Here is a 13063-nt window from a genome sequence, read left to right as displayed (position 1 = left end):
CCAGGAGCTTATGGGGAAGAAGCCTGCCCGGAGCCGTCACCCCGGGACGGCCGAGCCTTGGGATGAGCCTTGAAAAAGGCCCAGATCAGCTGGCAGGCGTCGATGTCCCGGCTCTTGGTGCCCACCATTTCATCCACAACCAGCCGCATGAGAAGGCCGCGGGGATCGTGGAAGGCGGGCCAGGTATGGCCGCCGCCCTGCACCTGGTACAGCACCACCTCGCTCTTGTCCCGGCCGCCGCTGTAAAGGTGTTGCACCACCCGGGTGCCGTCGGCCGGATCCCGGTCCGGCAGCTCGGTGACCAGGGGTGGCTGGGAGATGCCGTTGTGCTGCAGCCAGAACCGGACGGTCTCCTCCACCGGGATGACCGTACCGGTCTCCCGGCCGGCGAAGCGCACCACCCCGCCCTGCCAGCGCACCAGAGGGTCGTCGCTGCCGTTGATCATGAGCACCGGCAGCGGCGCCTTCGGCTGGAGCAGGGGCAAAAGCCGCTCCGGGATGGCGGCGATGACCGCCGCCATGGCCGCCACCCGGTCGCCCAGCTCCGAGCCCACGTAATGGGCCATCATGCCGCCGTTGGAGGCGCCGGCCACGTAGATCCGGTCCTGATCCACCGGATAGCGGGCCACCAGGCTGTCCAGCAGGGCGGCCAGGAAGCCGAGATCGTCCACGTTCTCCCGGTGGGCCACGAAATCCTGGACCCCACGCCGGTCGTTCCACTGGCCGTCCACGCCCTCCGGATACACCAGCAGGAACTGGTCCTGGTCGGCGAGGCGCTCGAAGCCGTTGTCTGTATAGGGCGGCCATTTGCGGGCTGAGCCGGTGCCGCCGTGGAGGGCAAGGAGAAGGGCGTGCGGCCGGCCCGGGTCATACCCTTTGGGCAGGTAGAGGCCGTAGGTGCGCTCCCGGCCGCCGTGGGCCAGCGGGTAGATGGTCATCGCCCCGTCCCGCTGGGGATCCCGGCCGCCGTCCACGGCCAGGACCGGTGGCTGCAGTCCCCCGGCGCCCAGAATCAGCAAGAGGGTCAAAAGGGCCGTCCTCATGGCCGCGTCTCGCCCTGCTGCGCCATGAGCGCCTCGACCTCGTCCCGGCCGAACAGGCCGATGGCCTTCTCCAGCTTGAGGAGGGCCAGCTGGTACGCATAGGTCTCGGTGACCAGGCTGTTCCTGGCTGCCTGCAGGGCGGTGTAGGCCTGGTCGTAATCCAGGGAGGTGGCGGCGCCGAAGTCGTAGCGGGCGGTGACGATCTCATGGCTCTTGGCCGCTGCCTCCACCTGCTGCTGGGCGTTGGCCAGAACCGCCTCCTGGTTGCCGACCCCCAGGAAGGCCTCCACCACCTCCAGCCGGATGCGCTTTTCCAGATCGAGTTGCGCTGTCCGGGCCTGTTGCAGGCTGATCGCCTTTTCCTCCTCCTCGGCCAGCCGGGCCCCGCCCTCGACCAGGGGGACGGACAGCCGGACCATGGCCGCCCAGAATTCCTTGTCCAGGGTGGGGGGCTCCCGGTCGAACCAGGTGTAGCGCCACTCGGCGCCCAGGGAGGGGTGGCTCTTCGCTTTGGCCAGGGCCAGCTCGTCTTCGGCGAGCTGGACCCGGAGTGCTGCCCGGCGGAAATCGTAGCGGTTGGCCTGGGCGATGGCCAGGAGGCTTTCGAGGTCATCCCCCCGGGGGAGGAGGGGCGCCGGCTCCACCACGTCCGCCACCGGTGTCGACCGGCCGGTCAGCCGGGCCAGGAGATCCCGGGCCAGGACCAGCTGATGCTGGGCGCTCAGGCGTTGGGCCTCGGTGCGGGTGACGCTGAGCCGGGCCCGGTAAGCCGCGTCCTCGGTGAGCTTGCCCGCCTGCACCTTGGTCTGGGCCACCGCCAAGTCCTTCCGGGCCAGATCCAGCAGCTGGCCAGCGGTGGCCACCAGGGCCTTGGCGGTCACGCACCGGTAGAAGACGGTGGCGACGCTGAACAGGACCTCCTGGACCGTCTCCTGGAGGGCCTCCCGGCTGTGGTCGATGGTGTGGCCGGCGGCGCGGCGCAAAGGAAAATACTCGCCCTGGTAGAGGGCCTGCTGCACCGAGAAGGTGGTGGACAGCTGGTCTTCCCGGGCCACCAGGGTCGGCCCGACCAGGATGTCCTGGTCGATGCCCAGTCCGGGCACCGCCAGGTGACTCTGGGTGGTGCGGGTCATGTCATCGTCCAGATGCCGGTAGTCGCCGTCCACCTTGGCGTGGGGCAGCATGATGCTCCTGGCCTGGTCCGGCTTGAGCCGGCTCTTGTCCAGCTCCTGGCGGGCGATGACGATCTGCTCGTGGCTGGCCCCCGCCAGGTGGTACGCCTCCTCCAGGGACAGCACCACCGGCGGCATCAGGGTGACGCCGCCGGCCACCGGCAGCACGAGGGCCTGCTCCAGAGCCAGGCTGGCGGCCGGGGCCTGGCTGCGGCCAGCAGCCGGCACGAGCACGGCCAGGGCGATGAGGCAAGCTGGCGTAACCAACACCCGCATGGCATCACTGCGCTTCATATTCGCTCCCAGACCTTCGCTACGCCTGCTGGGGCCGTCGCTGCCCCGGCGCTTTCTGCCCGGCTCCGCCATCCCCGGCTACGGAATCCAGGACCAGACCTCCACCATCACAAACCGTACCAGCCAGCGGGTGAAGGCCACCGCCACCGGCCGGGTGCTGCTCTCGATCTTGGCCCAGCCGGTCATGTCGCTCCTAAGGACCATGCCCTCGGGCAGCGTCAGGTCGCAGACCAGGCGCACCGCCTTGCCCTGATCCCGCAGGATCTCCCGCTGCTCCACGGCCTCCTCCCGCTGGGTCAGGGTGCGGCGCACCCTCTTCAGGCTCTTGTCGTAGGCCACCGGCGCGATCTCCCGCACCGAGCCCAGGTAGGTGGTGTCGGGATCGGCCCAGGTCCGCAGGCGCACCCGGGCGCCCGGCACGACGTCCGTGATCTCATCCTCGGGCACCTCCACCTCGGCCCGCAGGGGGCCGTCGCATTCCACCACCAGGAAGAGCTCGCCCTCGGCCAGGTATTGGCCCCGCGTCTCCTCCACCCGGGGGGTGATGATGCGGCCGTCCGCAGGGCTGACCACGGTGGTCAGGCGCAGGTCCTCCCGGGCATGGTCCAGCAGGACCTCCTGGCGCCGCAGCTCCGCCTCGGCGGCCTGGATCTCGGCGCCGCGGGCGCCGCTTCTGGCCAGGGCCAAGCCGCGGCGGGCCAGCTCCAGGCGCTCCCGGTCCAGATCCCGGCTGCGCAGGGCGGTCTCCAGCTCCTCGGCCGACGCCGCCTTGCCCCGGGCCATCTCCTCGTAGCGCCGGGCCTGGGCCTGGCTGTATTCCGCGGCCTTGGCCGCCGCGCTCACCTGCTGCTCGGCCAGGGCGATCTCCTCGGGCTTGGCGCCTTCCCGCAACAGGCGCAGCCGGGCCTTGAGGTCGTCCACCGCGGCCTGGGCCGCCTCGACCCGCATGCGGGCATCCCGGGTCTGGAAGACCGCGACCACATCGCCCTTCTTGACCGCCTGCCCTTCCACCACCGTGACCGTCTCCACCTCCCCGGCCACCGGCGCCCGCACCCCGTACTGGGTGCCCGGCACGATGCGGAATTCGCCACCCACCTCGTAGGGGTAGGGCAGAAACAGCACCACCGCGAAGCCCAGGAGAAGGACGATCCACACCAGCCGGGAGAGCCACACCCGGCCGTGCTGGTTGGCCAGCACCGGCAGCGAGGCCCGGCCCGGGAGCCGCTCCAGCTGGCCCCGGAGGAAGGGCTCGCAGCGCAGGCCGAGGATGATCAGGAAGAGCCCGGCACCAACCCCCTGGAAGCGTTCCACCAGCTCCAGGCCCACGGCGCTCAGCACCAGGGCAAGGAGCCCGTACTGGGCCAGCCAGGCCAGAAGGCCGAAGACCAGGAAGCGCCGCCCTTCCCCGGCTGCCAGCGGCTCCGGCTGCGGCCGGCCCAAGACCTGGGCCTTGAGCAGGGTCCGGGCCCGGTACCACAGGTCCCGCTGCTCGGTCCAGGCCGCAAAAAGGAGATAGCCGTCCCGCTGCAGGAGGGGCAAGGCCTCCAGAACGAGGTTGATCACCGCCGCGCAGACAAAGAGGGCAGAAAAGGTGCGCAGCGTACTGCCTGGCGCCACGTTGACCCAGACAAGAAGGCCAAGGGAGATCAGCACCAGCCGGAAGATGAGGCCGGCCCGCAGCACCCGCAGCCTGGCCTTCTTGTCCATGACCCAGAACACGTCGCTCAGGTTGGCGTAGATGTGAGGAATCACCCGGTAGACCCAGACCAGGCAGATCTCGTGGACATGGCCGCCCCGCACCTGACAGGCCAGGGCCTTGACCCCTTCGGCGGCCGGGATGATGCCGAAGATCCAGAAGAGCGGCACGGCGACCATGATCCGTTGCCGGCCGATCATCCGCAGCTCGTGCAGGAGGTCGCCGCCGTGGGCCGCGGCCACTCCCAGGGCCAGACAGGCCAGAGCCGCCACCAGCCCCAGGCCGAAAGATGAAAAGCACCAGCCCAGCTGCCCCTTGAGGAAGGTCAACAGCCGATCCGGATTGCCCAGCCGGTGCTTCGTGCCCTCGTCGGCCCCCACCAGGGTCTCTTCGCCGGTACGTTGCGCCAGAAGGCCCAGGCTGCCCAGGTGGCGGATGAAGGCCCCCAGGCTGTCATCGCTGATCGGCTTGCCGAAGCGCTCGGCAAAGGCCGCGCCCACCGCCGCCCGCTCCCGGGAGCCATCCAGCTGCTGGCACAGGAAAATCTCCTCCTCCCCGAGATCAAACAGCTCGCCGCTTCTGGGGTCCCGGACCAGGTAGCGGAACGAGCCCTCGCCGTCCAGGCGCGGCAGGATCACCAGGTCCTGGCGCAGCACGGGTCTTGGTGCAGCCATGGATTGCCTCCGGTTGGTCTCACGCTGTTTCGGCCAGATACTGCTCCCATGCCTCGTTCCGCTCCAGGAGGGCCACGCCGTAGCGGTACGGCAGGCCAGCCGTCCAGTCCTCCTGGCGGACGATCCGGCCCCGGGCAGCCAGCTTCTGGCCCCCCAGTTCCAGGCCGGTGATCACCTCGATCTCGCTGCCCAGGGCCACCGGCTCCGGGCTGTCGAGCAGCAGGCCGTGCTTGGAGACATTGACCAGGGTGGCGCCCAGGTAGCTGCCCGGCCGGGCCCGGACGTCCACCGGCATGGCCAGGGCCAGCCGCTGATCCGCCCGGCGCTCGTCGTGGCCCAGGGTCTCCGGGGGCAGCCCTCCCCCCTCCACGGCCGCCGGCACGATCAGGGCCGGGTCCAGGCCCAGCCGGCCGCGGAAGGCGCGGATCGCCTCCAGGAAGCGCTCCTCGCCCAGCGCCGTCTCGCCCTCGGGGCAGGCCAGATCCACCTGGGCCAGGGCCCGCCGGTAGTGGTCGATGGCCTCCTGCCAGCGGCCCAGGGCCAGGAGGGCATCGCCGGTGTCGGCCCGGGCCGCGGCCAGGTTGGGGTTGTGGGTCAGGGCTGCCTCGTACTGGCGGATGGCCAGATCGTAGTGGCCGAGGCGGAAGTAGACATTCCCCAGGCGGTGGTGGGCCGGGGCGTAGCGGGGCTTGATGACCAGGGCCAGCCGGTACTCCACCAGGGCGGTGGGAAAGCGGCCCAGGTGGAAGTGCAGCTCGCCAAGGCGGAAGTGGGGCTCGGCCTGGCGCTGGTTGAGGCTGAGGGCGTCCCGGTAATGGCGGATGGCGCCCCCATGATCGCCACGGCTTGCCGCGATGTCGCCCAGGAGCAGATGGGCCTTGGGAAAGCCGGGGCTGATGCGCAGAGCCGTCTCCAGGGCGGCGATGGCCTCCTCCTCCTCGTGGCGCAGATGGGCGTTGGCGATGCCGAAGTAGGCCACGGCCATCTGCGGGTTCAAGCGGGCGGCCTCCCGGAAGCTGGCCAGGGCCGCCTTGTTCTGGCCCATCGCCAACTGCAGTTCCCCCAGCCGGTGGTGGTCCAGGGCGTTCTCCGGGTCCAGGGCCAGGGCCGCCTGGCGCTCGGCCAGGGCCTCGGGGTAGTGACCGGTCTCGGCCAGGATGTACGAGCGCAGGCGGTGCGCCTCGGTGATGCCCTGGTCGAAGGCCAGGGCCCGGGCAGAGCTGGTCAGGGCCTCGTCATAGCGGCCCAGATCGGAGTAGATGCCGGCCAGCACGAAATGGGCCAGGGCATACCGGTCGCTCCAGCGCAGCACCGCCTGGCATTCCGCCATGGCCGCCGCGGCATCCCCCTGCTCCACCAGGGCGACCGCCAGGGCAAGGCGGGTCTGGGGGCCGTGGCCTAGCCGCTTGATGCGGGGCAGAAAGGTCTCGTCCATGGTCGTTACCCCCTTCCGAACAGCCCGCGGATGACGGAGCCCGGGCCTGGCCGGCCGCCCGGCGCAGCCTCCCCCTTCCGGCCGCAGCCGATGAGAAAGCGGCGGGTCTCGCCGCTCCCCCCCGGCAGACCGGCGAGAAAATCCGCCACCTCGTCCCCGGTGGCACCCTTGAGCACGGCCTCCAGATGGAAAAAGCGCAATGCCTGGACCCGCAGGCGCTCGCTGGTCCGGCTGGTGACGTCGGCCACCCGCACCTCCTGGAAGCCCATCTCCTCGAGAAGGGCGGCCAGCTCCTCGGCAGACCGGGGCTCGTTGCCGGAGGCCGGCCGGAGCAGGTCGGCCAAGGCCAGCAGGCCGCCGGGCGCCAAGACCCGCCAAATCTCGGCCAGGAGCCGCCGGCGGCTGCCCCCGGCCGCCAGGCCCTCCAGGCAGACCGCCTTGTCAAAGGCATCCCGGCCAAAAGGCAGCCGGGGCCAGCGGCCGGCCACGAAGCGCAAGCCCGGGAACCGGCGGCGGCACACCGCCGCGGCCTTCTTGCCGGCGGCCACGCCGACCAGGCCGTCCGCCGCAAAATAGCGGCTCAGATAACCGGTGGAGCTGCCCAGGCCGCAGCCCACATCGAGAACCCGCTCGCAGCTCAAGGCGGTGCGCTCCGCCTGGTAGTCCTCCCACGGCCGGGCGGAGCGGGCGGCCATCCAGGCCGCCACCTCCTCCGGCTTGGGATAGCGGGGCTCCCGGCCTTCCGGCTCCTGCCGGAAGAACGCCAGCAGCTCCTCCAGGAGATTCTCGCAGGCCTCCCGGGCCGAGCGCCCACCCGGGCGCCAGAACCCGGTGGCGTGCCAGCCGCTGCCTTCGTAGAAGCGGGTCACCAGGCCCAGATGGCGCTCGCTCACCCCGGGCAGCAGGAGCCAGTAGTCGTCCAGCTGCGCCTCCGGCCAGGGCAGCGCCTGCCGGCCAGGCACCACCACCTCCGGTCGCGCCGGCCGCCGGTCGTGGCGGCCCAGCCAGACCTCCACCCCGCCCTGCCGGTTGGACTCGTAGCGCCAGCCGGCGGTGCGCCGCACCGCCACCTCCTCGCCGAACTGGTTGACGACACCGATGAAGAGCCCGGCCGGGCTGGAGACCATGGTGCGCACCCCGACGTTGTACGGATTGCCGAAGCCGTTGCGGGTGACGGCCTCCCAGCGCGCACCATCCGGCGAGCGCCACAGCTCGAAGCCCCCGAAATGGGCCAGCAGGGCGTCCCGGTCCACGGAGGGCAAGTGGCGGGCGATGTGCTCGTCCCAGATCTCGTCCCGGGTAAACAGGAGCCAGCTCGACCAGTTGGCGGTGCCGAGATACAGGCAGCCCTGGTGCTCGCACATGCTCCAGATGTAGCCCACGAAGGGGTTGTTGAACCCGGCCCCCATGCCGCTCAATGGCGTCTTCACCCCCTGGGGGGTATTCCGGGGCTCGCCGGCCACCAGCTCCCAGGAGCCGTCCGGATGGATACGGATAAGCTCCGGCATGCCCGGTCCCACCCCGTGGATGCGGTCGAAGCCCAGGTTGTAGATGCCGCTGCCCACGTACAGGCTGCCCCGGAAGGGACACAGGGTGGCCGCCGCCTCGTTGAGGTTGCCCCGGAAGGCCCCCCGGATGATCACCGGCTCCCAGCGGTACGGCGGCGGGCCCTCCGCCGCGGTGCGCCAGATCTGGTAGCCAGCCACCGGATTCATGGTGCCGGCGTACAGATAATGGCCATTGGCCGCCATCACCGAGACGGCGATGTTGTTGGGATCGCCGAAGCAGGGCGGGCAGGCCTGGTGCCAGGCGCCGCACGCCGGGTCCTCGCTGACCAGGATGATGGGCACGTCGTGGGTGCCGGTGTCGGTGCCGCCGCAGCGGGCAGCCGGCGAGGTGAACAGGCGGCCCTTGAAGGACACCAGGCCCCGCAGGGTGGTGGCGCCGATCCTCTTCAGGGCCTCGTCCCCCACCTCGTCGAACTGGCAGCCGTCCAGGGAGCGGAGCACGTGGGGCCCGGGCCCCATGTGCGAGCCCCAGGACACGGCGTAGAGGGCCGGCGCCGGATCGCTTCTGCCCTGGAACACCGCCATGTTCCGGTAGCCCCACTGGCGGGGCACCGGAAAGCCCCGGCTACCCATGGCCATGGGCGAGACAAAGACCCGCTCCCAGGTGCCGGCTGCCGGCGCATAGCGCCAGATCGGCGCCCGCCAGTCCAGGTCCCACTGGATGTCCGGGACCTTCACCGGGTAGATGGCCATCGCCTCGCTGCGGGGGTATGGCCGCACGCCGTTCAAGGCGTTCCTGGTCACGCCGGCATAGAGATGGTCCTGAAACCAGGCCATGGCGTGGACATAGGTGTTCTGGGCATCCCCCCAGCCGCCTACCACGACGGGGGCGAAATGCCGCCTCCGGAGCGGCAGTGTCGGGCTGGCCGCTGTCAGGTCTTCCCGGAGCGCCAGTTCCATGCCAGGCCTCGCAAGCGGGTTGTTCTCTTCCCATTCTTCCCATAATTCCCAGAAGTCTCATAGCTCCCAGGTTCTTGGCCCCTGGCCATGGGAAGCATGGGAAGCATGGGAGTTATGGGAAGAATGGGAATGGGAGTCATGGTCAGGGGTCGAGGGCGGTGCCGATGCGGTCTTCGCGCACCACCGGGATCTCTGCCGGGGGGCGGCCCAGGAGGGTGCCGAAGACATGGGCATTGTCGCGGCCGAGATCCGGTCCCGGCCAGGAAATGGGGCTGCCGCCACGGCCCAGCCGGATCGGATTGCCGGGGTAGCGCTGGCCGTCCCCTGCCGCGGCGGGGGCAAAAAAGCCCCGGGCTGCCAGGTGGGGATCGGCGGCCAGATCCGCCACTGATGACACGGCGCCGGCCGCAATCCCCGCCTGCTGGAGGATGGTCATGGCCTCCCGCGGCGAGCGGGCCCTGGTCCAGGCGGCAAGCCGGCGATCGATCTCGTCGTGCCGCGCCATGCGGCCGGCGGCGGTGGCGAAGTGCTCCTGGCCGGCCCAGGCCGCCTCCCCCAGGACCTCACCCAGACGCTGCCACTCCGCATCGCTGCGCACCGCCAGCGTCACCCAGCGGTCCTCGCCGGCGCACGGATAGCAGCCGCTGGGGGCGAAGAAGCGGTGGCGGTTGCCGCGGGGCTCGGGCAGGCGGCCGGTCATGGCGTATTCCAGAAGATGCTCGCCCACCAGGGCGTGGGCTGCGGTTTCCAGCTGCGACAGATCGATCCACTGGCCGCGACCGGTGGCGTCCCGGTGCGCCAGGGCGGTCAGCACCGCGGCCGCGCCGCAGATGCCGTTGGCCACGTCCAGCTCCCGGATCCGCTTGGGGCCGCTGCCGTCCCGGTAGCCGGTGAGCGTCGCCAGCCCGCTCAGGGCCTCCATGGTGGCGCCGTAGCCGGCATAGCCGGCCCAGGGGCCGCTGTGGCCGAAGGCCGCCATGGACAGGAGGATGATATCCGGCTTTACCCTGGCGAGGCCCGTGTAGTCAAGGCCGCGGCGCGCCAGTACCCCGCCGCGGCTGTTCTCGGCCACCACGTCGGCCAGCCGCACCAGGTCGAGGAAGCTGGCCCGGTCCCGGGGATCGTCCAGATCCAGGGTGATGGAGCGCTTGCCCCGGTTCACCTGCCGCCACATGGGCCGCTGGTTGTACATCCCGCCCGCGACGATGCCCCCCCGGAGGAGGCAGAGCCGGGGCAGGTACTCGATCTTGATCACCTCGGCCCCGCAATCCGCCAGGATGCGGGTGCCGTGGGGGCCGGCCCAGCTGTGGGTGAGGTCCAGGATGCGGATGCCGGCCAGGGGCCCGCCAGTGACATGGGACAATGGCGCAGCCCCCCTCCCCAACCTCCCCCCGCTGGGGGAAGGAGGAGCCAGCGAGGGATGGCCGGGGTGAGAGAAGCCCCCCGTTCCCACCGGCCCGGCCGCCACCCCGGCCGCCACCAGCGCCTCGATCTCGGCCGCGGTCAGCCCCAGGATCCCGGCCAGCACTGGCCGGGTGTGCTCGCCCAGAAACGGCGCCCGGCCCTGCTGCCAGGGGGTAGCGGAGAGGACAAAGGGCGCGCCGGCGTACGGAGGGATGCCGCCGCGGCCGTCCGGTGTGGGCGTCAAGAAGCCCCGGGCCGCCAGCTGGGGCAGCGCCAGGACCTCGGGCAGGCTGGCCACGTAGCCGAAGGCCAGGCCCCTGGCCTGGCCGGCCTGGAAGATCTCCTGCCGGGTCTTGGTCGCCAGCCAGGGGGCGATGAGGGCCTCCACCTCCTCCCGGGCCAGATGCCGGCCCCGCACATGATGGAAGCGGGGGGCCAGAAGCTCCGGGGCCTCGAAGAGCTGGGCCCCTTTGAGCCAGTTCCGGAAGGGGGCGCAGATCACCGTGGCCAGGCCGTCCTGGCAGGGGTAGTCCCGCCAGGGCACCATGAGGTGCTTGGAGCGCCGGCTCGCCACCCCTTCGTGGAGCCAGTTGGCCACCGCGATCTCGATGTGATCGATCCCTCCTTCCAGGATGGCGATGTCCACCTGCTGGCCCAGGCCGGTCTTCTCGCGATGGCGCAAGGCCAAAAGGGTGCCGATGTAGGCGTGCAGCCCGGCGGTGTACTGGTTGATTGCCGTGCCAGGGGCCAGGGGCTCCCGGTCCGGATCGCCGGTGGCGTTCATCTGGCCGCTCAGGGCGTAGAAGGTCATCTCCTCGGCCTGGTAATCCCGGTAGGGGCCGGTTTGGCCGAAGCCGGTGATCGAGGTCCAGACCAGCCCCGGAGATTCGGCCCGCAACGCCTGGCAGCCCAGGCCCAGGCGATCCAGAACGCCGGGGGCAAAGCTTTCCACCACCACATCGGCCCAGGTGGTGCACAGCCGGCGGGCCAGGGCCTGGCCCCGGGGGTCGGTGAGGTCCAGGGCCAGGCTCAGCTTGCCGGTGCCCAGCCACAGGTAGGGGATGGAGTGCTCCGGGTCCGGCCGGTCGCCGGCAAAGGGACCCTGCTGCCGCAACGGATCGCCGGTCCCCGGCCGCTCGATCTTGATGACCTGGGCGCCGAATCCCGCCAGGAGCTTGGTGCAGTACGGCCCGGCCCGGAACTCGGAGAGGTCCACCACCTTGAGGCCGGCCAAGGCAGCGGCGGTCATGGGCCCTCCTCGGTCGCCTGCGCCTCCGGCCGCTTCCGGCCGAAGACCCGGTACTGGGACAGGGCCAGGCGGCCGGCGGCCCGGATCTGCTCCTTCTGGAGGGCATTGAACTCGGCATAGAGGGCCTTGAGCTGTTCGATGGACAGCCCTTTGGCGTAGAGGTGGAACACACTCCAGCCCGCGCCGTCGGAGATCTGCACATTGACGCTTTCCATCCGGTCCACCATCTCCAGATGGATCTGGGCCGCCTCCCGGCTGGTCATGGTCTTGTGGCGCCACTCGGCGCCGAAGCCGGAAAGGCCATACTCCTCGGCCATCCGTCCCACCGGCGCATTGGGGTCGTAGTAGAAGACCGAGCCCCGGGAGAAGGCGATGCGGGGGTCACTCACCAGGGCCAGGGTGTCCATGGCGGTCTGGTATGTCTCCCCTGGATAGCCGACGAAATAGGAGGCGGCGATGGTGATGCCGGCCCGGTCCAGGAATGCAAAGCCGCGCAGAAAGTCCGCCACGGTCACCTTCTTGTTCATGGCCGCCAGGATCCGGTCGTTGCCCGACTCGATGCCGCAGAAGACCATGCGGCAGCCGGCGTCCCGCATCTTGGCCACCACCTGGGCGTTGGCGAACTGGGGCCGGAAGAACGACACCCACTCCATGCCCAGATCCGCGGCGATCATCCGGTCCAGAAGATCCTCGAACCGCTTCAGGGGCACGTTGAAGGTGTCGTCGATGAAAAAGAGGTAGCGCACCCCCAGGCCTTTCAATTGCCGCAGCTGGGCCATCACCCCATCGAGATCGAAGGCCACGTAGTCACCGGCCAGGGCCGGGAAGGTGCAGAACCGGCAGCGGAAGGGGCAGGAGCTGGCGGTGCGCACATGGACGATCTCCCCCAGAAAGCGCTGGCCGATGCGGCCGAAATCCACCAGATTGGCGCCCTCCACCTGGGTCTCCATGACCACCGGATTGATGACATAATCCGGCCCGGCCAGGGCGGCATCCGGCCGCACCGGCCCCAGGTCCAGCCGCCGGCGCCAGGCCAGATTGGGCAGCCCGGCCATGGCTGCCCCGTCCCCGGCCCGTGCCGCCTGGAGCAGCCGGTGCAGGGTCTCCTGACCGTAACGGTTGATGACATAGAAGTCGGCGTCCACCTCGGCCAGGAGCCGCTCCAGCCGCGCCGAGGCCGCCAGGGTGCTCCAGTTGGCGTACAGCCACTTGCCGCCCACCACCACCCGGGTCTCGGGCGCCTTGTGCTCGTTGAGCCAGCGGACGGCCGCCTTCAGATACTCGGGGAAGAAGGCCAGGGTGCTGGACACCGCCACCAGCCGCGGCGGCCGGGAACGGAGGATGTCCACAATCTCCTCCCGGTGGTAATCGAAGTGCCAGACGATGTGGAAAGAAAGCTCGCCCTGGCGGGCCAGGTAGTCCACCAGCTCGCAGATGGACAGGTTGGGGATGTCGTAGACGCAGGCCTCCGCCTCGGAACGGAACAGCTGCGGATGCTGGCGGTAGATGTACTGGAAAGGCGCAATCCACTTGCCGTCCTGGCGGATGTAGTTGGCCAGGGAGCCGGTGCGGCCGTCGTAATTCATGACCGCGCCGATGAAGAGGATGTCCAGAGGATTCGTCATGGA

The 13063-nt window shown here is 70.3% G+C and carries 7 protein-coding genes; all 7 read right to left on the bottom strand.

Features of this window, described 5'->3' with window-relative positions; genetic code table 11:
* Positions 1–8: 8 nt before the first annotated feature.
* The 7 genes from AB1634_03955 to AB1634_03925 all read right to left on the bottom strand — a co-directional run bounded on the left by AB1634_03955 (position 9) and on the right by AB1634_03925 (position 13060).
* Complete coding sequence (locus AB1634_03955; protein ID MEW6218674.1) at positions 9–1043, bottom strand: PHB depolymerase family esterase; 1035 nt, start codon at positions 1041–1043, stop codon at positions 9–11.
* Entirely contained in the window at positions 1040–2509 is a 1470-nt protein-coding gene (locus AB1634_03950) for a TolC family protein (GenBank protein MEW6218673.1), read from the bottom strand. The genes AB1634_03955 and AB1634_03950 overlap by 4 nt, the downstream gene beginning before the upstream one ends.
* Positions 2510–2587: 78 nt before the next feature.
* On the bottom strand, positions 2588–4879 hold the full coding sequence (locus AB1634_03945; protein MEW6218672.1) for an HlyD family efflux transporter periplasmic adaptor subunit: 2292 nt from the start codon (positions 4877–4879) through the stop codon (positions 2588–2590).
* A gap of 19 nt (positions 4880–4898) precedes the next feature.
* Entirely contained in the window at positions 4899–6314 is a 1416-nt protein-coding gene (locus AB1634_03940; protein MEW6218671.1) for a tetratricopeptide repeat protein, read from the bottom strand.
* 5 nt (positions 6315–6319) lie between these two features.
* On the bottom strand, positions 6320–8782 hold the full coding sequence (locus AB1634_03935) for a class I SAM-dependent methyltransferase (protein ID MEW6218670.1): 2463 nt from the start codon (positions 8780–8782) through the stop codon (positions 6320–6322).
* 142 nt (positions 8783–8924) lie between these two features.
* Positions 8925–11435, bottom strand: coding sequence for a CoA transferase (locus tag AB1634_03930; GenBank protein ID MEW6218669.1), 2511 nt, complete (start codon positions 11433–11435; stop codon positions 8925–8927).
* Entirely contained in the window at positions 11432–13060 is a 1629-nt protein-coding gene (locus tag AB1634_03925; protein MEW6218668.1) for a B12-binding domain-containing radical SAM protein, read from the bottom strand. The genes AB1634_03930 and AB1634_03925 overlap by 4 nt, the downstream gene beginning before the upstream one ends.
* Positions 13061–13063: the final 3 nt, after the last annotated feature.

Source organism: Thermodesulfobacteriota bacterium (genome assembly GCA_040755095.1).
Classification (GTDB): domain Bacteria; phylum Desulfobacterota; class Desulfobulbia; order Desulfobulbales; family JBFMBH01; genus JBFMBH01.
The sequence above is the reverse complement of the archived record's forward strand: the minus strand, read 5'-3'. Positions and strand labels throughout refer to the sequence as shown.